Annotated in this window: 18 protein-coding genes; 5 read left to right on the top strand and 13 right to left on the bottom strand. The window is 52.5% G+C overall.

Annotation, left to right across the window (positions count from 1 at the left end; all coding sequences use genetic code 11):
• Position 1: 1 nt before the first annotated feature.
• Complete coding sequence (locus tag H5P27_RS11190) at positions 2-1492, top strand: glutamate synthase subunit beta (protein ID WP_185660475.1); 1491 nt, start codon at positions 2-4, stop codon at positions 1490-1492.
• A gap of 84 nt (positions 1493-1576) precedes the next feature.
• On the opposite strand, the gene H5P27_RS11185 is transcribed toward H5P27_RS11190, so the two are convergent.
• Both H5P27_RS11185 and H5P27_RS11180 read right to left on the bottom strand, forming a co-directional pair.
• Positions 1577-2059: a TPR end-of-group domain-containing protein gene (locus H5P27_RS11185; RefSeq protein ID WP_185660474.1), complete on the bottom strand. Its 483-nt coding sequence runs from the start codon at positions 2057-2059 to the stop codon at positions 1577-1579.
• An 8-nt stretch (positions 2060-2067) separates the two neighbouring features.
• Positions 2068-4221: a sodium:proton antiporter gene (locus tag H5P27_RS11180; protein WP_185660473.1), complete on the bottom strand. Its 2154-nt coding sequence runs from the start codon at positions 4219-4221 to the stop codon at positions 2068-2070.
• Between the two features lie 109 nt (positions 4222-4330).
• On the opposite strand from H5P27_RS11180, the gene H5P27_RS11175 reads away from it, so the two are divergent.
• Complete coding sequence (locus H5P27_RS11175; protein WP_185660472.1) at positions 4331-6868, top strand: beta-galactosidase; 2538 nt, start codon at positions 4331-4333, stop codon at positions 6866-6868.
• A gap of 3 nt (positions 6869-6871) precedes the next feature.
• Here the strand turns inward: H5P27_RS11175 and H5P27_RS11170 are convergent, their stop codons facing one another.
• Positions 6872-7765, bottom strand: a complete 894-nt coding sequence (locus tag H5P27_RS11170; protein ID WP_185660471.1) for an AraC family transcriptional regulator — start codon at positions 7763-7765, stop codon at positions 6872-6874.
• Between the two features lie 97 nt (positions 7766-7862).
• Between H5P27_RS11170 and H5P27_RS11165 the strand changes: the two genes are divergently transcribed.
• The 3 genes from H5P27_RS11165 (at position 7863) to H5P27_RS11155 (ending at position 14255) form a co-directional block, all read left to right on the top strand.
• Positions 7863-11111: a DUF5107 domain-containing protein gene (locus H5P27_RS11165; RefSeq protein ID WP_185660470.1), complete on the top strand. Its 3249-nt coding sequence runs from the start codon at positions 7863-7865 to the stop codon at positions 11109-11111.
• Positions 11112-11144: 33 nt separating this feature from the next.
• A complete protein-coding gene (locus H5P27_RS11160) occupies positions 11145-13958 on the top strand; it encodes a glycoside hydrolase family 2 protein (protein WP_185660469.1) in 2814 nt (937 codons plus the stop codon).
• A 156-nt stretch (positions 13959-14114) separates the two neighbouring features.
• Complete coding sequence (locus H5P27_RS11155; protein ID WP_185660468.1) at positions 14115-14255, top strand: hypothetical protein; 141 nt, start codon at positions 14115-14117, stop codon at positions 14253-14255.
• On the opposite strand, the gene H5P27_RS11150 is transcribed toward H5P27_RS11155, so the two are convergent.
• The 10 genes from H5P27_RS11150 to H5P27_RS11105 all read right to left on the bottom strand — a co-directional run bounded on the left by H5P27_RS11150 (position 14252) and on the right by H5P27_RS11105 (position 21022).
• Positions 14252-14959 carry a lipoprotein N-acyltransferase Lnb domain-containing protein gene (locus H5P27_RS11150; RefSeq protein ID WP_185660467.1) on the bottom strand — a complete coding sequence of 236 codons (708 nt, stop codon included), beginning with the start codon at positions 14957-14959 and terminating at the stop codon, positions 14252-14254. The two genes, H5P27_RS11155 and H5P27_RS11150, sit on opposite strands and share 4 nt — an antisense overlap.
• Before the next feature lie 369 nt (positions 14960-15328).
• Positions 15329-15535, bottom strand: a complete 207-nt coding sequence (locus tag H5P27_RS20085) for a DUF1289 domain-containing protein (RefSeq protein ID WP_185660466.1) — start codon at positions 15533-15535, stop codon at positions 15329-15331.
• 99 nt (positions 15536-15634) lie between these two features.
• On the bottom strand, positions 15635-15799 hold the full coding sequence (locus H5P27_RS11140) for a DUF1328 domain-containing protein (protein WP_185660465.1): 165 nt from the start codon (positions 15797-15799) through the stop codon (positions 15635-15637).
• Positions 15800-16077: 278 nt separating this feature from the next.
• Positions 16078-16665, bottom strand: a complete 588-nt coding sequence (locus H5P27_RS11135; protein WP_185660464.1) for a thymidine kinase — start codon at positions 16663-16665, stop codon at positions 16078-16080.
• A gap of 55 nt (positions 16666-16720) precedes the next feature.
• Entirely contained in the window at positions 16721-17935 is a 1215-nt protein-coding gene (locus H5P27_RS11130) for a phosphoribosyltransferase family protein (RefSeq protein WP_221774683.1), read from the bottom strand.
• Positions 17936-18157: 222 nt separating this feature from the next.
• Entirely contained in the window at positions 18158-18595 is a 438-nt protein-coding gene (locus tag H5P27_RS11125; RefSeq protein ID WP_185660463.1) for a hypothetical protein, read from the bottom strand.
• 308 nt (positions 18596-18903) lie between these two features.
• Positions 18904-19137, bottom strand: a complete 234-nt coding sequence (locus tag H5P27_RS11120; protein WP_185660462.1) for a hypothetical protein — start codon at positions 19135-19137, stop codon at positions 18904-18906.
• 97 nt (positions 19138-19234) lie between these two features.
• Positions 19235-20092, bottom strand: coding sequence for a mechanosensitive ion channel family protein (locus H5P27_RS11115; RefSeq protein ID WP_185660461.1), 858 nt, complete (start codon positions 20090-20092; stop codon positions 19235-19237).
• Positions 20093-20133: 41 nt separating this feature from the next.
• Complete coding sequence (locus H5P27_RS11110) at positions 20134-20382, bottom strand: hypothetical protein (RefSeq protein WP_185660460.1); 249 nt, start codon at positions 20380-20382, stop codon at positions 20134-20136.
• 4 nt (positions 20383-20386) lie between these two features.
• A complete protein-coding gene (locus H5P27_RS11105) occupies positions 20387-21022 on the bottom strand; it encodes an RNA polymerase sigma factor (RefSeq protein ID WP_185660459.1) in 636 nt (211 codons plus the stop codon).
• Positions 21023-21049 lie beyond the last annotated feature (27 nt).

Genomic DNA, 21049 nt, shown 5'->3' with positions numbered 1-21049 from the left:
CATGGGAAAACCAACAGGATTTCTAGAACAAGAACGCCAGAACGCGCACGACCGCGACCCAATCGCTCGCTTGAGCGACTGGAAGGAAGTGCACGAGGAAATGCCAGAAGACGAGATCAAGGCTCAAGCCTCTCGTTGTATGGATTGTGGCGTTCCGTTTTGCCATGCCGGCGATTCGGCGCATTTCACCGGCATCGCCGGTTGTCCGGTCAATAACTTGATCCCGGAGTGGAATCACCTTGTCTACAAGGGGCGTTGGAAGGATGCCTTCGGACGCTTGATGAAGACCAACAACTTCCCGGAATTCACCGGTAGAGTTTGTCCAGCGCCTTGCGAAAGCTCGTGCGTATTGGGCATCAATCAGAAGCCGGTCACCATCAAGCATCACGAAGTTTCCATCATCGACCGCGCTTTCGCGGAAGGTTGGGTAGAAGCTAACATCCCCGAAAAGCGTAGCGGCAAGAAGGTCGCAGTCGTTGGCTCTGGCCCCTCGGGTCTCGCTTGCGCCGACCAGCTTAACCAAGCCGGCCACGAAGTTGTCGTTTACGAGCGCGCGGATCGTCCAGGCGGATTGTTGATGTACGGTATTCCGAACATGAAGCTGGAGAAGGAAGTAGTCCTTCGCCGGGTCAAACTTCTGGAAGACGAAGGCGTCGAATTCCGCTGCGGTGTGGAAATCGGCAAGGACATTGCCGCTTCCCGCCTTAAGGACGACTACGATTCCGTAGTCATCTGTACAGGCGCGACTAAGCCGCGTGATCTTCCGGTTCCTGGCCGTGAGCTCAAGGGTGTGCACTACGCTATGGAGTTCCTCGGAGCCAACACAAAGAGCCTGCTCGATTCCAAGCACGAAGACGGAAACTACATCTCTGCCAAGGGTAAGAATGTGGTCGTCATCGGTGGTGGCGATACTGGTACTGACTGTGTGGGTACATCGCTTCGCCACGGTTGCGAAAGCGTTATCCAGCTGGAAATCATGCCACGTCCGAGCGAAGAACGTGCCCCCGGCAACGAGTGGCCGCAGTATGCTCGCGTATTGAAAGTTGACTACGGGCAAGAAGAAGCAATCGCCAAGCAAGGTGAAGATCCACGCCAGTATCTCGTCATGACGAAGGAATTCCTCGGTGACGACGACGGCAACTTGCGCGCTCTCCGTACTGTCGAGGTTGAGTGGAAGAAGAATCCAGAAGGACGCTTCATCCCAGCCGAAGTGGAAGGCAGTGAAAAGGAAGTGCCAGCTCAGCTCGCTCTTCTTGCCATGGGCTTCCTCGGACCAGAACAGACTGTAATCGAGCAGCTCGGCGTCGAAACCGACGAACGCAGCAACGCGAAGGCGGCTTACGGCAAATACGCTACTAATGTGGACGGTATCTTTGCCGCAGGTGACGCTCGCCGTGGTCAAAGTTTGATCGTTTGGGCCATCAATGAAGGTCGCGGAGCCGCTCGCGCAGTGGATCAGTACTTGATGGGCGCGACCAACTTGCCCCTCTAGTTGCAAGCTTTAGCCTAGTTTTTCCAACGTCGTATCGACTCGTTCGGTACGGCGTTTTTTTGTGAAGACTGGAGTCTTCTTGGATTAGGTGTCACTTTTCAGCCAGTCCCACAGGGCGGTTAGGTCAGGGTCGTCGACCGCTTCCTTTTCGAATGTTTTGTCCAGTTTTATGGCCGTATCCAAGTGGTCAGACGAATCCTGTAGCTCGCCGAGTAGCGAGCAGTAGCAGGCTAGGTTAAACCAGAGGATGGCGTTCCTTGGATGTTGTTTCAGGCCATCAAGCGCTATGCTTTTGGCTTGAGCGTTTAGGTTCATTTCCCGGAGCGCATAGGCCCAGTGGATCCAAGCGTGAACAAGTTGCGGGGCTTGCTGGGCAAGTTGCTTGGCGGTGGCGGCAAGTAGCTCCCAGTTTTCCATCTCCAGGTAAAGTTTGGTCCGTAGAGATAAGACGTCGTCGAGCAAACGGTCGGAGCCTACGATTGCGGCAAGCTCCTCGTTTGCTTCTTTTAGCATGCCGAGTTCTATGTATCCGTTAGCATAGGACAGCCGCGTGGAAGTCGGGATCATGGGCTGGCTCAGATCGGCTTTCTTGTTTCCTGTTTAGAGGCCCATGCGTGGAGTTCGTCGTGGTCTTGGCAGAGGTGGACGAACTGGCTGAGTAAGGGCAATGGTTCTTCCGGATCGTCGGTCGGGCTGAGGAAAAGGAAGACAAATTCCACTTCAGAGTTACCGCTGCGCGAGCTAACAGGTTCTTCAAGCCAAGCAAGAAGGCACAGGGTTCGCTCGAGAACAGGGCTATATAAGTGCAGGGCGGATACATCTTCGCCGAAGATTGGTGAGCGTCGTCGGGCGTGTTCCGCAAGCTCTTCCAAAACTTTTTCCCGATCCAGTCGGGGTTCTACCAGCAAGGCTTCGTCGCAAAGCTTTCGATACACATGGTCCAAGCTGCGCATAGGTCCCATCCGGTATATCCCGCCTCGCTCCACGGCTCGACCCAAACTGCTTCGCTGGCGGGCCAAGCGCAGAAGCTTGCCTGAATCTGGTACTTCGTTGCGAGAAAGCGGCTTGAACCCGTTTGAGTCCACGCGCATCAGCACGACTTCATGTTCTTTAACTGGTGATTCTGATAGCTCCAGTTGGGAGCTGCCGTTTTCCAATTCGGCGGAAACGATGCTCGGCTCTGGCAGGTCGTTGAATACGGTTTCCAAAGGCTCTGAGGAGTCGGTTTCAGTACGAGGCGACCAGGCATAGATGTTGTTGCGGCCAAGGTAGCTTTGCCAGCGATGAGCTACCAGAGTGTTGAGGTCCACGTTATCGGTTAGGGCGATGAGTTGGCCGACGTTTTGGAAGCGTTCCTCGTCGCGAAGATTTTCCGCATCACGGGCGTCATCGAGTACTGCGTCTAGTCCGTCACGTTTGGCGTTGTCGATATTTCGCTGGTTGCTGTCGATGAGTAGGGCAGAGCCTCCATTGTTGACCAGCACTCGAGCGAGGGCTCGCCCAAAAGAATGGGCTCCTACGATGAGCCAGCCTTCCGCTTTTCCGCGCGACACGCCGAGTTTTCTGGCCCACCAACCAGCGCTTAAGCCTTGGACAACTACGGTGCCGCATATGGTGGTGTAGACAAAGGTTTCCACTAGGTTTGCTTCGTCTGCGTGTTCAGGCGAGCTTCCGAGTTGAAGTGCAAAAAGAGAAGCCATGGAGGCGGCGACAATTCCTCTTGGCGCGACCCAGGCCAAAAAGAGCTTATCTTTCAACTGCAAGCCGCTTCCGATGGAGCAGACAAGGATGTTAAGCGGCCGTCCAAAAAGCATTACGAGAAGAACTGCGATAGCGAAAAGCCATGGGTTCTGTAGGAAGGCAGTAGGATCGAGTCGGCTTACCAAGAGTAGGAAAAGGGTGGCGATCAGGATATCGGTAAGCTCGGCCTTAAAGGCTTGGATCTGTCGAACTTCGGAAGAGCGTCGCCGTCCCACCACAACGCCGGCGATAGTTACCGCGAGCAGTCCCGCTTCATGGGAAATGAACTCTGCGCACCCAAAGACTAGTACCGCTGCGGCGAGGGCGAAAGGGTTCGTAAGCGAGTCGGGGATCCAGCTTCGCTCCAAACATTGCTGGATAGCGAAGCCGCCGACCGCGCCGAGTACTAAGCCCACGGAAAGACGAAGAAGCAATCCGCCTACCGCGGAGCCGCCACCGTCCAGCACGACGAGCTCGTAACAGAAAACGGCGAGAAAAACCCCCACGGCATCGACGAGCACGCCCTCCCAGTGCAGGATGGAGCCGAGTTTCGGCTTAAGCCGCAAACGGTGTAGCATGGGCACAATCACAGTTGGGCCAGTAACGACCACGAGGCTTCCTGAGAGCAGCGAGATTTGCCACGAAGCGTCGAAGACAAAATAAACCGCTGCCGCGGCGCAAAGCCAGGTGATGCCTACTCCCACCGTTAGGAGCAATTTGATGATGGTGGGGGACGCCAGATAGTCCTTGGGTTTAAGTGTGAGGCCTCCCTCGAAAAGAATGATGCCGATGGAGAGGGATACGATGACCGGCATAATGTGGCCAAGACTGTCTGGCTGAATCCAGCCGAGGCCAATGGGGCCTAGCAGTAGGCCGCCTCCAAAAAGCAGCACAATCGTGGGAAAGTCGAACTTGTGGGCTATGACGGTGAGCATTAAGCCCATGCCAAGAGCAAGAGCTATCGTGCGAAATGCAATGTCGGAATCCATAGTTGTAGAGGAAGTCAGGTGGGAAGCTGTGGCAGTGCGCCTGTTGTAGGCACACTGTTCGCCCAATTGCAAAGCTCGTGCCAGACTGCCGGCTTCGCAAGTCGGCCGCATGCATCAGATAATCCATGCAGCTTGCTCGGAAGGTGCATGGATTATCTTACTGTCCATTGGTACTTTGGGTGGCTTATTTCGCATCCCAAAAGACCGTATGACCTCGATTAAAGTAATTTGCCTGACCGCAAGCGCGGCTTTTCTAACCCTATCGACTTCCCTTCAGGCCATGGACTATGAAATCCGGATTGATCCGACCGAAAAGCAGATTGAGCGTGGCCACCTAGATCTAGGCGGCGAAACCCCGTCCGGCGATCGCTTGGACGTGAATAGCTACTATCTGGAGTGGAATAGTGAGCCGATCGTGCCTGTCTTTGGCGAACTGCACTTCGCCCGCTATCCGCAAGAGAAATGGGACGAGTCGATTCGCAAGATGAAGGCGGGCGGCATCACCGTGGTGTCTAGCTACGTGTTTTGGAATCTCCATGAAGCCCAGCAAGGGACTTTCGACTGGTCGGGAAACCTGGACCTACGCCGCTTTGTGGAAACTTGTGCGGCCAACGACATGAAAGTGGTGGTTCGCCTCGGGCCCTTTTGTCATGGAGAGATGCGCAACGGCGGATTGCCGGATTGGCTTTACGGGCAACCCTTCGAAATTCGCTCTAATGACGAGGGCTACCTTGAGCTGGTTGATCGGCTTTATGGTGAAATTGCGCAGCAGCTGGAAGGGCTTTTGTTCAAAGATGGCGGTCCGATCATAGGAGTTCAGTTGGAAAACGAGTTTCAGCATTCCGCGGCTCCTTGGGAGATCACTTACGCGGGAGCAGCTCGCGAATACACGGTGGCGGATCGCGATGTGGATGTGACCCATGCGGGGGTGAGTGTAAGTGGAGTGGTCAATGAAAATGCGGAATATGGCATGGACCACATGTCGACCCTTAAGCTGATCGCTAAAAAGCACGGCATGGAGGTTCCGCTTTATACGGCGACCGGTTGGGGCAATGCCGCTATCGTGCAAAAGGGTAGTCTGCCGGTAACCGCTGGATACGCTTATCCGTTTTGGTCCAAACCGAAGCCGTCACCATTTTATCTCTACAAGGATATACATGCCGAGCCGGACTATTCACCCGTCAGTTTCGAGGCGACTCGCTATCCGTCCATCCCAGCGGAACTCGGCCCTGGTATCGTTGCTACTTGGAAGCGTCGGCCAATGGTCGATCCCGATAGCGTGGCCCCCATGATCGTAAGGATCCTTGGCAGTGGGTCGAACGGGATTGGCTACTACATGTATCACGGTGGATCCACGCCGGTGGTTGATGGACTCTTCATGAGTGAGGAAAGCAATGGCGTTCCAAAAATCAACTACGACTTCCAAGCTCCGATCGGCGAGTATGGACAGATTCGTTCGCATCACCGCAGCCTTAACGAGATCCACCTTTTCTTGGAATCCTTTGGATCTCGTCTCGCTCCAATGAAAACCACCTTACCGGAGACGAATGCGGATATTCGTCCGGACAATACGGATACGCTACGCTACGCTACTCGCACGCATGGGGAATCCGGTTTTGTGTTTTTGCACAACTTTCAGGATCATCTGGATACGCAGACAATCGAGGATGTCTCGATTACTGTAGCCTTCGAGGATTCGAATCTAAGGATTCCCGAGGCTGGGAGCTTTGACGTGCCCTCGGAGTGTTATGCCATCTTGCCTTTGAATTTCGATTGCGGAGATATTCGTATCAAGTCAGCCACCGTGCAGCCTCTCAGCGAGCTCGCGGTTGAAGATGGAAAATCGCTATTTGTTTTTTCCAGTCGGAATTCTCTACCGGCTGAGATAGTTTTCGAAGGTATCCAAAAAGTGGAATCTGACGACGATCTCGCTGTTGATACTGTAGACGGAGTTACGAAAATCGCTTTGCCTGATGAATCCATCAGCTCCTTCTCGATCGAAAGCGTGCGGTTTGTGATCATTCCGCAGAGCATGTCCTGCCAAGCGTGGCAGGGAGAAGGGGATGTCTTGTATTTTTCCGAGGCGACTTTGCTTCCGTCCAAGGGGCAAATGGAGCTTTTGCAGCGAGGCGAAAAGCGGGCGATAGTGCACGTCCTATCGGCCGATTCTGGTTTTGTGCTGAACTCCGAAACCGCGCTTGCCCGAGAGATTGCTCCGATCCACCGCTCCTTCAAGAGTTACGAATTTGAACTGACAGGTGATAGCCCGGAGCTTCAGGTGGAAGCGATCTCGGAGCGGAAGTTGGCCTTGTCCTTGAAGGGCGATCTTCGCGATGTGAACGATGTTATTCTGTCGGTTCCTTACGTGGGAGATCGTGGGTTGGCCTTCATTGATGGAGAGCTGCTTGCGGACCATTTTTATCTTGGAAGGCCATGGGAGATCAGCCTGAAACGCTTTCAAGAGAAATTGGAGGGTGATCAAATGGTGCTCGTTTTTCATCCCATGTTAGAGGATTATGAATACATGGTTGATCTGGAGTATTCTGGACTGAAGCCGGAATTCGACGAATCAGGCAAGCATCTTGAGATCGGAAAACTCTCTATCCAGTGCGAGTGGAAAGCTCATTTTTCAATGGAGTTTCGCTAAACGTCACCCCGGTGATTGGGCGTTTTCTAAGGTCAAACGGTAGTCTCTCGGAGCCATTCCCATTACGCGTTTGAAGGTGCGCGAAAAGTAGTAGGCGTCTTGATAGCCTGCTTCTTCCGCCACCTCTCTTACGGTGAGTTGCGTCTTGTGCAAAAGGTCGCAGGCTAGCTGTATCCGAAAATGCGTATACACCTGCATGGGGGAGCTGCCGGTTTGCTTGCGAAAGACAGTGCAATAATGCGGTACGGAGAGGGCCGCCTCTGAGGCTAGCTCCTCTAGGTCCAGCGGATTGCGTAGCGTTTCTTGCATCCGCCCGATTGTTGAGCGAACGCGGTCCTCCACGAGGCGGGCGCGTTTCGCGCTGGGGCGACGGCCCTCGGCCACCAGTCCAAGCAGGTTTGAGCAGCTGCCGCTAAATGCTATGAGGGAAGCGGGAGTGTGACTTCGTTGGGCCCAGCGAAGGGTATCGTCGAAGGCGGCGGTGATGGGCGCTGGGCGAGGTAGAAAAAGTGTGTGACACGATTCTTCCCGGAGTTGTCCGCACAGCTCCGCTGCTTCCGTTCCGTTGAAATGGATCCAGTAGATTCTCCAACTCTCTCCCGGCAAGGATCCGTATTCGTGAGAAATTCCAGCAGGGATGAGAATCGCTTGCTCGCTATCGATCGAACTCGTTTTTCCTTCGATCGTCAAAAATCCTCGGCCGCCGATGCAGTAAATCAAAATGTGGTTTGGACAGCCGTCTTCACGCCGCACGAAGTGGTTTCTTGCCTCAGGAAAATAGCCGATATCCGTTACGTAGAGGGATTTGCATAAGGGGAGCTGTTTGAGTCGGTTTAGAGACTCTAGCGGGGTGCGAATCAACTTTTCACTGGGGAAACCCTCTGTTTTGGAAATCATAGGATTGTCCATCAAGGGCGTTAATTGGACCTATTGCAATACCAAGTGCTTCGTATTAGAATGTCCGGCCTCAAGCATCACCCATCACCCGATTTCCATGAGTGTAGAAGCCCATATTAGCAAACGTCAGATCCCGACTTACCCATTGGGAGAACCAGAGAAGAATCCGCTTTTTTTCGAGAAACGGATCTATCAAGGATCGAGTGGCAAGGTATACCCGGTCCCCTTTGTGGATAAGGTCTACGACGAGCCCGTCGATCAGGCTTACACGATAGCGTCGTTGGAGAACGAATACGTCTACCTCGAGTTGATGCCGGAAATCGGTGGTCGAATTTTCAAAGGGCAAGATAAGACCAATGCGAACTACGACTTCTTCTATCGCCAAGATGTGATCAAGCCAGCTCTGGTGGGCCTTGCTGGTCCCTGGCTTTCAGGTGGTGTAGAATTTAATTGGCCGCAGCACCATCGTCCGGGCACTTATTTGCCATCCGATGTTTTCATAGAAGAGGAAGCCGACGGAGCGCGAACAGTTTGGATGTCGGAGCTTGATCCCCTGCAACGGATGAAGGGAATGCATGGTATCCGGCTGCGTCCCGGAAGCTCCTTGGTGGAACTTCGAGCCCGGCTTTTCAACCGGACTCCAGTTACCCAAACTTTCCTCTGGTGGGCAAACGTGGCGGCCAAGGTGCACGACCAGTTCCAGAGCTTCTTCCCGCCGGATGTATCCTACGTGGCGGACCATGCAGTGCGTGCCATGAGCTCTTTTCCGCAGGCCAATAATCCGTATTATGGAGTCGACTACCAAAACCGGACTGGAGCCAATGATCTAAGCTGGTACAAGAACATTCCAGTACCCACCAGTTATATGGTCTGTGAAACAGATGGTAGCTTCTTTGGTGGTTACGACTACGCGGCTGAAGGCGGATTCGTTCATGTGGCCAACAAACATTTGTCTCCGGGCAAGAAGCAGTGGACTTGGGGAAATCATGGATTTGGCTGGGCTTGGGACCGCGAGCTGACCGATGAAGGAGGGCCTTACGTTGAGTTGATGGCCGGAGTTTATACAGATAACCAGCCAGACTTCTCCTACCTCTTGCCGTATGAGACTAAAACCTTCTCTCAATTTTGGTGGCCAATCCAGAAGCTCGGGCCTGTGCAAGAGGCGAACGAAGAGGTCGCTATCCGATGCGTGGTCGCTAACGACCGCTCTATCGAGCTCGGGCTAAATGTATCCAGAAACCGGACAGGGCTGACGGTTCGAGTATCGGAGACTGCCTCCGTATTGCTGGAGGAAACTCTTGATTTGAAACCCGGCGAAACATGGAGAGCCGTCGATTTACGTCTGGCTGGCGAATCTGAAGAAAGCCTTCTCGTCTCGGTTTTTGACAGCGATGGAACCTTGCTGGGGCAATATCGTCCATTAGGTAAAAGAGATGCCGCACCAAGTCGCGAGCTGGCGAAAGAGCCCGCTCTGCCTGAGGACATCGTTTCGAACGAAGAGCTCTTCTTGGTCGGAGAACATTTAGAGCAGTATCGTCATCCTACGCGTGACCCAGAGCTTTACTGGAACGAGGCCTTGAAGCGGGATGCCTGTGATTCACGTAGCAACGCAGCGCTCGGAAAAGCCGCTTTACGACGCGGAGAGTTTGCTAAGGCGAGCGCTTATTTGGATACAGCATTGAAACGATTGACCGCGTTGCACCCGAATCCTGCCGATGGCGAAACGCTCTATTACGCGGGACTTGCCAAACGTTATTTGGGAGAGGATGAAGCTGCTTACGCGTATTTCTACAAGTCCACTTGGAATTACGAATGGCGAGCCGCTGCCTATTATGCAATTGCCTGTCTCGATTTAAAGAAAGGCGATCTTTCAAAAGCGATCGAGCATGCCAAGAGCAGCCTAGAGACGAATGCTTCAAGCAATAGCGCCAAGACCTTGCTTGCGATTTGCTTGCGTAAGTCTGGAGATTTGAAGGGAGCTCAGTCGATCCTAGCCGAAATAGCTGCTATAGATCCGCTTGATCCCTGGAGCAGCTGGGAAGGTAAGGGATTGTCGCAAGAGGGAAGAGAAGGCTTCCTGGGCACCTTCCGAAACGACGCTCAGACAGTTTTGGATATCGCGTTTGATTACGTATCCATTGGTGAATACGAAAGCGTCTTGAAACTGATCGATTGGCACTTGAGTTCACCCGTTGAACCGGTATCGGTACCGAATCCACTAGAGCGCTCTCAGTCGATATTGTTCTTAAAGGCGTGGGTTCAAGCTCAGTCAGTTGATCTCGAAAGTGCGAAGGAGACCTTGCTGGAAGCGGAAGCTCAGAAGGCGGACTACTTTTTCCCATTTCGGCTGGAAGAGATGATTGTCCTCGAATGGGCGAAAGCTCAGAAGAAGGGGTGGCTGTCTTCCTACGGTCTTGGAAACCTATACTATGATCGACGCCGTCACAGCGACGCGGTTGCGGCTTGGGAGTCGGCGATTGCGTTAGGATCCGGTTACTCCACCACGGAGCGTAATCTGGGGATTGCCTACTGGAATCTGGAACGTGACGGGACGAAAGCGAGAGAGGCCTATGTCAAGGCGATCGCGGCGGATCCGGCTGATGCCCGTTTGGTTTCCGAGTTTGATCAGCTGCGTGAGCGTCTAGGCGAAGCGGAAGATGAGCGCTTGGCCTATCTAGAATCGAGAATTGATTTGGTTTTGTCGAGAGACGACGCCTGTGTCGCTTATGCCGAACTGCTGAACTCTTGTGGTCGCGCGGAAGAAGCCTTGGAGCTTTTGGAGACTCGTCGCTTTCATCCGTGGGAAGGCGGCGAAGGAAAGGTGTTGCGTCAATACACACGTGCCAAGTTGCTCTTAGGTGAGGTGTGCTTGGAGCGAGGGGAGAACGAAACCGCCTTGGGGTACTTTGAGTCGGCTCTTCAGACACCGGAAAACTTGGGTGAGGCTTATCACCTGCTGCAAGCCAAGGCTGACGTGAACTATTGGATCGGTCGGGCTCTGCGGGCCCTCGGTCGAGAAACGGAAGCGAGGGAAGCTTTCCACAAGAGCGCTAGCGAGGACAATGATTTTCAGAATATGGAAGTCGTCGCCTTCTCGGAACTCTCTTATTTCAAGGGGTTGTCGCTCCGGGAGCTCGGCGAAGAAGCGGAGGCCGTCAAACTTTTCAAATCGATGATCGCTTACACGGAAGAGCTTAGGGGAAAGAAGGCGAAGATTGATTACTTTGCGACTTCGCTTCCGAATCTCCTTGTATTTGAAGATAAGCTACAAGAGGCCCAGACCATACGGCTCGATAAGCTAAAATCCTTGGCGGAAGCAGGGCTCGCCGCGATGTCCGAGGTGTAAGCTACTCCAAAACCCGAATTGAATTAGTCTACTATGAGTTTGAATACTCCTGCTGTGATATCACGGACTAGCAAAGTTTTGTCCCTCGCTGGACAATGGAATTTCGCCTTGGACCCGAATGGGGTTGGTTTGGACGAGGCTTGGTATGGCAAGACTCTGCCCGATCAAGCTCGCTTACCCGGAGACCTGACTTCCCAAGGAATCGGAAACGAAGTTACCGCCAAAACTCCTTGGATTGGTAGTGTCTTTGATCCTTCATACTACGAGTCCGATCGTTTCGCTGAATACCGGGAAGATGGGAATGTGAAGGTTCCGTTTTGGTTGCAGCCGGAGCTCTATTATTCAGGTGCGTCCTGGTTTGAAAAGAGCTTCGAGGTTCCGGAATCTTGGCTCGGTAAACGCATCGTTCTATTTCTCGAGAGAACTCACTGGAAAACAACGGTTTGGCTCGATGGTAAAGAAATTGGTTCGAATATGAGTCTGAGCGTTCCCCATGTCTATGAACTTGGCTTGGCGACTAATTGCGAATCGCACCGGATCACCATTCGCGTCGACAACTCGCTACTTATCGATTTGGGCGAGAACTCTCATAGCATATCCGATCACACCCAAGGGAACTGGAATGGGATCGTCGGTAGATTAGAACTACAAGCGATGGATCCTATATGGGTGGAAGATTTGCAGCTCTATCCTGACGCAGCGAAAAAAGACGTCAAAGTGCGTGGTACTTTGAAATCGATTTTTGAGAAGCGTCAGGAGATCACTCTTGCAGCCGCGGTTGCGCCGATCGGCAAGTCGCAACCGCTAGAAGGAAAGTGCGAACCGTGTCAGATTGCCATTTCCGATGAAGCTGTCGCCTTCGAGCTTGTGTATCGGTTTGATGGAGACGCCTCTCTTTGGGATGAGTTCAATCCGTTTCTATATGAGTTCTCGCTCGAGCTCAAAGAGCTCGCCGCATCGGAGGTTGAAAATTACCCAGTCCGTTTCGGATTCCGAAAGATCGAAGCAAGAGATCGGCAGTTGTACATCAATGGTAAGAAACTCTTTCTGAGGGGGACTTTGGAGTGCTGTATATTCCCTAAGACGGGACACCCTCCTACGGAGGAAGAAGAGTGGAAAAAGGTTTACTCCACGGTAAAGGCACATGGCCTCAATCACGTGCGTTTCCATTCTTGGTGTCCACCGGAAGTGGCAATCAGACTCGCCGATGAGATGGGAGTCTACATTCAGATTGAGGCTGGCTCTTGGCCTAACCAGAGCGTCTCGCTTGGCGACGGTGATGGAGTGGATGGATGGATCGAAGCTGAGTCGAACCGCATTCTTGATTGCTATGGTAACCATGCCTCTTTTGTTCTGATGGCCTCAGGAAATGAACCGCAGGGGGATAATCATGAAAAGTGGCTGCAAAGCTGGTTGAGGCGTCGCAAGAAGAAAGACAGACGCAGGCTGTACACGGGAGCGTCCGCTTGGCCCCTTATTTCCGGCAACGATTACCACATCCATTCTGAACCGAGAATTCAACATTGGGAGGAAGGTCTCGGCTCTCGCATCAACGCGTTACCGCCTGAAACGGTATCAGACTATCGGGTGTTCATTCGAGAGCAAAATGTCCCCACCGTGAGCCACGAAATCGGGCAATGGTGTGTGTATCCAAACTTCAAGGAGATGTCTAAATATACCGGCTACTTGAAGCCGAAGAATTTTGAGATTTTCCAAAAATGGCTTGCCGATAAAGGCATGTCGCATCTGGCGGATGAGTTTGTGATGGCCTCCGGTACTTTGCAGGCACTCTGCTACAAGGAGGATATCGAGTCGGCCCTCCGGACGCCTGAGATGGGCGGTTTTCAGTTACTCGACTTACATGACTTTCCCGGGCAGGGAACGGCGCTAGTCGGAGTCCTCGATCCCTTTTGGGATTCAAAGGCTTACATCTCTGCCGAAGAATATAGACGTTTCGCTTCAGCTATCACGCCGCTGGCCCGATTCCCAAAGCGAGTTTTCCAAGATGGAGAATCTGTGAGCATTGATTTGGAATTGGCTCATTATGGCGAGAAGACAATCGAAGCGGCTGTACCCGAGTGGAAGATGCTTAATGACGAAGGGGAAGTGGTACTAGCGGGAACGCTACCCAGCCGTGATTTGCCTCCGGATGGTTTGTTACCGCTCGGTATTGTTTCCTTGGATTTCAAGGGACTGGCGACTCCGGCCCGCTACCGTTTTGTTTTGGGAATCGAAGGGACGACGATTGAAAACGATTGGTCGATTTGGTTGTATTCAAAAGATCAGGAATCTTCCAAATTGGGAGACCCGTCGATGGTGTCTGAACTGGATGAGGAAACAGAGGCTCGATTGAATGCGGGAGAAACCGTTCTGCTTCAGTTGGATCCAGACAGGGTTAAGGGAGACGAGAATGGTCCGGTTCAACTCGGCTTCTCGACGACTTTTTGGAACACATCCTGGACCAACGAACAAGCTCCTCATACGATGGGCGTCCTCTGCGATCCGGAACATCCAGCCTTGGACGGATTTCCGACTGGGAAGTATAGCGATTGGCAGTGGTGGTACGTTATCAAAAATGCGGCGGCCATGAACTTGGACCTACTACCCGAATCGGTGAACCCCATCATACGGGTGGTGGATGATTGGTTCCACGTCAGGCGTCTTGCTTTGGCGTTTGAGGTCAAGGTTGGAAAAGGACGTCTGATCCTCTGTAGCGTGGATCTAGGGGCCAAAGACAATCCGGTGGTTACCTGCCTTCGCAAATGCCTCGTTGAATACATTAATAGTGAGGGGCCATCTGATTTGCTGGAGCTGAGTGTTGAGCAGATCAAATCGCTTTGTGAGTGAAGGAGTCGTGCATTACGCACTAGCTCTACTTGCAAATATGATTTTTCCCCTCAATTGAGGGGAGTCGCGTAGGGCGAAGATTTTTTTCTCCCCTCTGGTATCGTGGAATATTTCCCTTTTTTTGTATTCTGGCATGGATACTGAAATGGGGAATGCATGAAATACAAAGCTTCCAGAACTACGACTTCGATCCTAGCCTTGATTCTAGCTGCTTTAGCTTTTGCCGCTTGTGGCAACGAAGAACTATCCGATGCGGTGGACGCTAGTGTCGCCAACTTGGTCGACCTAGAGGATTAGTCGATGGCACTCGGGGAGATTATCCTTGTTGTTCTGATTTTTTGAAGTGCCTCGGAGAATCCGCTCCGTTTGGCCTCAACTCTGGCTCTTTCGTCTAACCGAAAGAGCTGTTTAGCATCTGACCATCCCAATTCCGTATCCACGAGTTTTCTTCGATGGAGGAGCTCTCCCAGTTTGGCTGGAAACAGGATGCCTTTTTCCCATGGCAGTGTCTCGTCCAGCACCTGGTTTGTATGTTCGAAAAGCGTAGTGGTGCAGTTTGTCCTCAAGGTTTGGTAAAACTTGGGGGTGTCCACGAGGCTGTTGGCCGTATCCGCCAGCTCCCGCAGTAGGGCTTCGATAAAGGCCCTGTCTGCTTTTATGGGAAAGCTATATACGATGTCGCCCCGGTGTAGGATACGTAGTGCCAAGAGATCGCTTTCGGTACCAAAAACGTATGCCAACTCAAATTGGCGAGTAGCCCCTGCTGTCAGACTATATTGCTCGCCGATTTCTCGTCTTGCCTCAACGGATACCAACAATGGCTCCGAATTTTCGAAGGTGAACGACAGCATAACGTGGGCGGCCAATTCCGAATCGGCGAGTGGGACGACGATCACCTCTAGCCCATTAAGGTAGTTCAGTTTGTAAGTCGATTTGATCCAGTTTTGTTCGAACTCGAACTCCGATTTCCATCGGAAGTCGCGGAGATCTTCGATCCTCATATCTCGCTCAACGAATTGAATCTTCGGCTGTTTCGAGTATTCGGCGAGCCAGGTCCTTTCATTGCTCGGTTGGCGAGAAAGGTAAACTACTGTAGCGCTGAGGAAAATGAGCGCAGACGCGAGTAAGGAGATTCGTGACGACCCACGAAGGAAGAGGATTATCCCAAGCGCGATTCCCAGCAGAGCCCCAAGTTGGAGGGAGAGTCCCAATACTGCCGCCAACGCAAGGACGCTCGCGAAAAAAATGGTATAAACTGAAGCTCTCGAGAGAGCTCTACCGCAAACTTGTATCCATCTTTTTCGCGCAATCATCCGCAACACGAATAGTTATGCGCTGCCGCACTACTAAAGGGCAATGCGAGAGTTCGTTCAATCGTCCCGTTTCAGACGTTTGCGGGCCTGCTCAACTATTTGCAGGCGGGTGGACTGGTCAGCACTCAGCCAGCTCGCTATTTCCTCCCGAGTACGACCGCAGCCTAAGCACAGCCGACCGTCTTTAGAAAGCGTGCAAACTCGGATGCAAGGAGAGGGAACGTATTGGGGGTGGTTTGAAATGGTAGCTAGTGGTTTCGGCAAACGTTTAGTCTGCTAGTCTTAATTGCAACCCACCAAACGCAAACGGGACGAAGTTCTATAACTTCGCCCCGCATTAAAGATGTCTTCTCAACCTCGAGTTTAGCGGGCTCGTCCGCGTCCGAAGATCATGGATACTAGCCACACGACCAAAAAGACTACGAAGAGGATTTGGGCGATGGAAGAAGCCGCACCTGCGATTCCGGAGAATCCAAGGGCTGCAGCGATGAGTGCGAGGATGAAGAATGTAATCGAGTAACTTAGCATGGTTGTACGGTTGTTGCGGTTAGGAGCCTGGTGTTAGGCCTTGTTTACAGTTTCTAACTCTCTTTCGCATTCGCTGCGCCAGCTTGCCCGAAATTTGTTCACCGAAGGCCGCTCCCTCTGAATAAAGGGGAAAACTGGCCAATTTCCAGTGGAGGCTCCCATTTGTTATCCGCAGTTCGCATGGCTGATGGGCTGGGCTTCCTGCAAAATGCAGGCGAAGGCAAGGCTTAGGGGGCCTTGTCCTCGTGGAAGGGATCTGGTTTGCTCGGTGGCGGTGTTTAGCGGTTTTCGCCGTAGAAGCGTTCCTTGAAGTGCTTTCGACAAAAGGAAACGTACTTATCGTTCCCCCCGATTTCGATTTGGGCACCTTCGGTCACCACTTGCCCCGCCTCGTTCATACGGACCACCATGGTGGCCTTTCTGCCACAATAGCAGATCGCTTTGATTTCGCGGAAATCGTCTGCCCAAGCCATAAGGTACTTCGATCCTTCGAAGGGTTCGCCTTGGAAGTCGGTCCGTAGCCCGAAAGCGAGCACTGGCACGTCCAGGCGGTCTGCGACTTCGCCCAATTGGAAAACGTGCTGCTTGGTCAGAAATTGAGCCTCGTCCACCATCACGCAATGACAGGCTTGTTTTTCCAAACTCAGCTTCACCTCCTCGAAGAGATTGGTGGATTCATTGAAAAGGTTGGCGTCCGATTCCAGTCCGATGCGAGAGCGAATTTTTCCCCGCTCATGCCGGTCGTCCACTTCAGGCGTGTAGAGGATCGTATTCAAGCCCCGCTCCCGGTAGTTGAAGCTGGACTGAAGCAGGTTGGTGGATTTGCCCGCGTTCATGGACGAGTAGTAAAAGTACAGTTTGGACATGGCTTCTCTAACTCGAACGCGAGAATAGGGGACTGGTTTTAGGAAATCAGCAGCCTCAAGAGGGCTTGTGCAAAGTACGGAGCTGCTCGCTGAGCCAGATCTTGCGCTTCCAGCGGGCGTTCTTGGAAGACATGTCGATCTGGTATAGGCTGTCGTCTTCACCCTCCGGCTCCTCGAGGTTGAGGATGCGGCAGAGGTTGATAGCGAGCCACTTTTCGATCTTCAGTACTACCAGCTTCTTGCGGAGGCGACCCTGCACATCTCTATTCAGAATGGTCGGAATGGTGTTTAGGGTAAGGATTTCGTCGATGGCGGTGTTGGCCATTTTGACGCGCCCTTCCTCGCTCGCATAGAAGTGGCTCACTGCGAATACGGTCTTGCCGGGTTGGATCTGCTTGAGGAATTGGCAAGATTTCACGACGGTCGACCCGGTACGCACCATATCGTCGAAGAGGATTATGTCATGGCCGTGGATATCTTCGAAGGTCGTCTCGGACTCAGCGTGGAGCTTGATTTGGACCTCTCGTTCGCCGGTACGCTCTTTGTCGAGGAGAACGAATTTGGCTTTTGGAAGCCCGAGCTTTGCGAACATTTCCTTAACGAATTCGCGAGCTCCCTTATCCGGCGCGCAAAGGGCAAGTCCTTCGCCTTCGGGCCCGTAGTTCACGATGTTGGAGTTCAGGAAGTAGTCCACGTAGATCTCATAGGGGATGAGGTCGTGGTAGCGGCCGTTGAAGACCTCGGTAAACATCTTGCGTACCGTTTTGGAGTGGTTGTGCACGGTAAGAACCGCATCCACTCCGGAAAGCTTCAGTAGCTCGGCATAAAGCTTGGCCGTGAAAGGCTGGCCGTCGAATTTTTTCAGATCCTTCCTGTCTCGATCGCTATTGGGATCCCCCAACTCGGGTCTGGGACCCCGGTCTTGAGCACTGTAAAAAAGGTCAGGCTCGACCAAAATGACCTCCGCCGCTCCGTTTTCCTTAGCCGCTCTGGCGATCATGAATGTGCGCATGGCCAAACTCTGGCGGCTCATGCCCAAGCTGCTGGCGCTCACGATCACGATCGATTTTCCGTCCATTTTGTGGCCGATTCGGTCAAAATCCGTTTCGTCGGAAATGAAACGCGGGCAAAACTCTGTGTTCGCAAACCGCTTCATGCTGATCTGATCAGCGACGTCTTGGAGCTGGCCCATGCCGAAGGCGACATCGATTGCGAAGGGGTCGTCCGAGGAGTTCCCGACGACTATGTATTTACTATCCAAAATTTTCACGGCTGGCGATGGCTGCTTGGCGAGAGTGGTGAGCAGATCAGGTGATCACGCAAAAGTGGGGATTGATCAAGCCTCCGAAACAAAAGATGGCCAGCAATTTCGCTTACAGTCGCGGAGCTTCCCTATCCTTGCTGGCTAGCTTATAAAGAAACTCGAAGGTCCAAGGCTGTTGGCGGTCGGGATTACACTCGCTCTCGTCTCTCTCAACGGGGGAGGGCGGACCTAAGAGTTCGCCTTCCGGTGCTCCTTGAGCTTCGCCATTTGGTCCTGCCATTTTGAGAGCTTGGATTCCGTTAGCCAAGAGCGAGCTTGTTCGACGGTGTCGCAGATATGGTACTTCCAGCTCATATCCGTTTTCAGGCAGGTGGAGACGTATTGGCGGTAGATTCTCTTGAGCTCTGGGTGGGACCCGACGAGGACGACGTAGATGTTTCTCAAGTAGAAATCCATGCCTACGTCGTTCGAGGCGAGGTAGGTTATCTCCAAATCTGAGAGTTCGATCGATTCGATTTTCGAACCGTCGACGATCTGGTAGCTGCAGGAGTTGCAGCGTGGATTGTTGGAGAACCCCCAGTTTTTGGCCTGTAGCTCTTTTTCGGTAATGTGGCCGAAGAAACGGATGTGGAATCCCTGTTTTTCCCAAGAGATTTCAAATGGCATACGAGAGTGGGCAGAATCTGAGTTTGACGACTTGAGGGAAGGCCTGCGAGGTCGGGATTCTGCGACTGTTTCTGAGCACTCGGTTCTGGTCGTGGCGTTTTTCAATGGGAGACAAGTTTGCCCTTCGTGCGGGCGAGATTCTGGTCAGCCCCCTTTAGAGGCGAGGTCGTTCGGGATTGTCACAAAAACCAGCTGCTTTCGCGAAGTCGTCATAGGATCGAGTTGGACGCCTGGAGCCTTCTTCTTTCGCGAAATCTGGTTCTGCCAATACTGGACTGCTCACCCCTTCGGGGGGCTGTTTAAGTCAGTTAAGTGTCAGTCGAGCCTCGTCCGGCAGAGGAAGAGGCGCACCCGTTGATATCCTTCTGATCGGAATCGACGGCTTGGGGGCCGGAAAGGGATGCGTTTTGCGTTGAGAAGCTTTCCGCTGTCGGAGCTACCCCGACTTGGGCGATCGCAAATTTTGCGGAAAGAATAGCTAAGCCCAAGAAAAGGGCCAATGTGATGTTCGAGCGAAGGGATTGGAAGGAAGCTTGTTTCATAAAGCTCCCTTTGGTTTCTCTCATCGCAAAAATGGTCACAAAAAAACTACGGCTGATACCGTAGTTTTTTTATGGATAAAAGTATGCGCGAAGCCGGCTATTCGGCCGATCGGCCGCGAACAGGCTCGGAGATAAGGCGTTCGTTGGGGACGATTACGAAGCCGCCGTCTTTTCTTTTCAACTTGGTGGTTACAGGGCCGATGCCTGAAATCGTCATGTCTTCGCCCTCGAATTCTACGACGGTTCCAACCTTGTATATGTCTCGTGAATACACGCCCGATACGATGCTGCCAGCGAGTCTTTTTAGCCCGAGGCCCAGAGCGAGAGCAAGCGCTAGGGCGAGGGATCCCAAGAGGATTTGAACCGTGGCGTTCAATAGCTCCGTCTGGATATTTATTTTCGATAGAGCGACTGTGAGGATTAGGACGAAGATAAATCCGAAGATGACCTTGGAGAGAGTGCGGGCGTACTCCAGGCCCATTTGGTCCAGCGCGTTGAAGACGGCGTTTTTAATAATATCTGCCGCGATGAATCCGAACAGCATGATCAAGCCCGCCGTGATGGCGTTGGGCATGAAGGAAATGATGGCGATGATAATGTCGGAGATATCCTGGATCGAGGCCGATTGGGCAGCTATCTTGATAACAAATAGCATCGTGACCCAAAAGACGAGGGAGGCTATGAAGGTGCCAGGGCTCGCTTTGATGCCAGCCCGTTGCAGTTGGCCAGTGAATCCGGATTTTTCCAGGAGGCTGTTGACTCCCAGTTTTTCGAATACGATGCGGACCAGTTTGGAAAGGACTTTCGCTATAGCGTATCCAATTACTAGTAGGATGAGGGCTAGTAGAAGCTTGGGAAGAAACTGGGCGAAGTCGTTCGCCATTTCTGTGAGGGCGGTTTTGACCTCGAGGTAGAATCCTGAAAACGAAAATTCGGCGGCGGCGATGGGTATCATGTGGTGGCGGGTTTGAAAAATCTTTAGGCAGTTGGCAAGCGCTAGGCGCGGTAGTCTGATTTCTTGTCACCGACTGCGTTGGCTGCCACGGCTACGAAGCCCACGATCGCAGCAGGGAATCCTTGGAATACGAAGGATGCCGTATCTTTGATCGCTTTTTCGTGCAGGCTGCGTTCGATAACTTTCTTTATGCGTTCCGTGTCGCTTTCAGTTTGCTCGGTAAGCCCCGCCTCTTCGAACAGCATCAGCAGTTCGGCTTCGTTGAATGAAATGGAATTTAAGTTGTCCATGTTCTTACGGTTTCGGGGTGATAGGGGCAGGCTTTTCCTTCCCTGACCGCTCGTAGGCAGCCTTGAAGGATTCCATTGCTCGATAGAATCGCATCTTTGTGGCGGATTCCCCTAGATTGAGAGTGTCCGCGATCTCTTGAAGGGTCATACCGAGAATGAATTTGTAGGTTATTATCTCTTTTTCCTGTTCTTTAAGCAGTGTGAGGGCCTCTTGGATATGGGCTCGGTTATCGAGCTTTTGTCGGTTTGTCAGGCTTTGGTTGTTTTGCACGCCCTTCATGTGGTCCTCGTAGGCCTCTTGCGTTTGGCGTTTTCGAGCGAGCTTAGATATCCGGTTTCGGCAGGAATTGTGGACAATCTTGTAGAGCCAAGTCTTGAAGGTTGATTTGCCCTCAAATTGCTTGAGCTTGTGGAAGACGGTGATGAATGCGTCTTGTGCGACTTCCTCAGCATCTTGCGGGGATCCTATTGTTTTGACGCAAAAGTTGTACACTAGGCCTTCGTAGCGCTCCACAAGCTCGCGATAAGCCTCAATGTCGTCAGGCAAGTCCTGCTGACATCGGGAAACAAGGTCAGCGTCAGACAACTTGTCTAGCCCTGGCTCCTCCTTGTTTGGGATGAATTTTATCTGGTTTTGCAAAACGCTTAGGGTCTTTATACTAGCTAC

The organism is Pelagicoccus albus (assembly GCF_014230145.1).
GTDB classification, from domain to species: Bacteria; Verrucomicrobiota; Verrucomicrobiia; order Opitutales; family Opitutaceae; genus Pelagicoccus; species Pelagicoccus albus.
Note: the sequence above shows the minus strand (reverse complement) of the source record. Positions and strands in the feature narration are given on the sequence as shown.

Excerpts from the sequence above, each read along its gene's own strand:
- H5P27_RS11110 (WP_185660460.1), bottom strand. The coding sequence starts at position 20,382 with ATGGACAACTTAAATTCCATTTCATTCAACGAAGCCGAACTGCTGATG.
- H5P27_RS11140 (WP_185660465.1), bottom strand. The coding sequence starts at position 15,799 with ATGCTAAGTTACTCGATTACATTCTTCATCCTCGCACTCATCGCTGCA.
- H5P27_RS11190 (WP_185660475.1), top strand. The coding sequence starts at position 2 with ATGGGAAAACCAACAGGATTTCTAGAACAAGAACGCCAGAACGCGCAC.
- H5P27_RS11180 (WP_185660473.1), bottom strand. The coding sequence starts at position 4,221 with ATGGATTCCGACATTGCATTTCGCACGATAGCTCTTGCTCTTGGCATG.
- H5P27_RS11185 (WP_185660474.1), bottom strand. The coding sequence starts at position 2,059 with ATGATCCCGACTTCCACGCGGCTGTCCTATGCTAACGGATACATAGAA.
- H5P27_RS11170 (WP_185660471.1), bottom strand. The coding sequence starts at position 7,765 with ATGATTTCCAAAACAGAGGGTTTCCCCAGTGAAAAGTTGATTCGCACC.
- H5P27_RS11160 (WP_185660469.1), top strand. The coding sequence starts at position 11,145 with ATGAGTTTGAATACTCCTGCTGTGATATCACGGACTAGCAAAGTTTTG.
- H5P27_RS11150 (WP_185660467.1), bottom strand. The coding sequence starts at position 14,959 with ATGAGGATCGAAGATCTCCGCGACTTCCGATGGAAATCGGAGTTCGAG.
- H5P27_RS11135 (WP_185660464.1), bottom strand. The coding sequence starts at position 16,665 with ATGTCCAAACTGTACTTTTACTACTCGTCCATGAACGCGGGCAAATCC.
- H5P27_RS11120 (WP_185660462.1), bottom strand. The coding sequence starts at position 19,137 with ATGAAACAAGCTTCCTTCCAATCCCTTCGCTCGAACATCACATTGGCC.
- H5P27_RS11125 (WP_185660463.1), bottom strand. The coding sequence starts at position 18,595 with ATGCCATTTGAAATCTCTTGGGAAAAACAGGGATTCCACATCCGTTTC.
- H5P27_RS11155 (WP_185660468.1), top strand. The coding sequence starts at position 14,115 with ATGAAATACAAAGCTTCCAGAACTACGACTTCGATCCTAGCCTTGATT.
- H5P27_RS11165 (WP_185660470.1), top strand. The coding sequence starts at position 7,863 with ATGAGTGTAGAAGCCCATATTAGCAAACGTCAGATCCCGACTTACCCA.
- H5P27_RS11115 (WP_185660461.1), bottom strand. The coding sequence starts at position 20,092 with ATGATACCCATCGCCGCCGCCGAATTTTCGTTTTCAGGATTCTACCTC.
- H5P27_RS11175 (WP_185660472.1), top strand. The coding sequence starts at position 4,331 with ATGCATCAGATAATCCATGCAGCTTGCTCGGAAGGTGCATGGATTATC.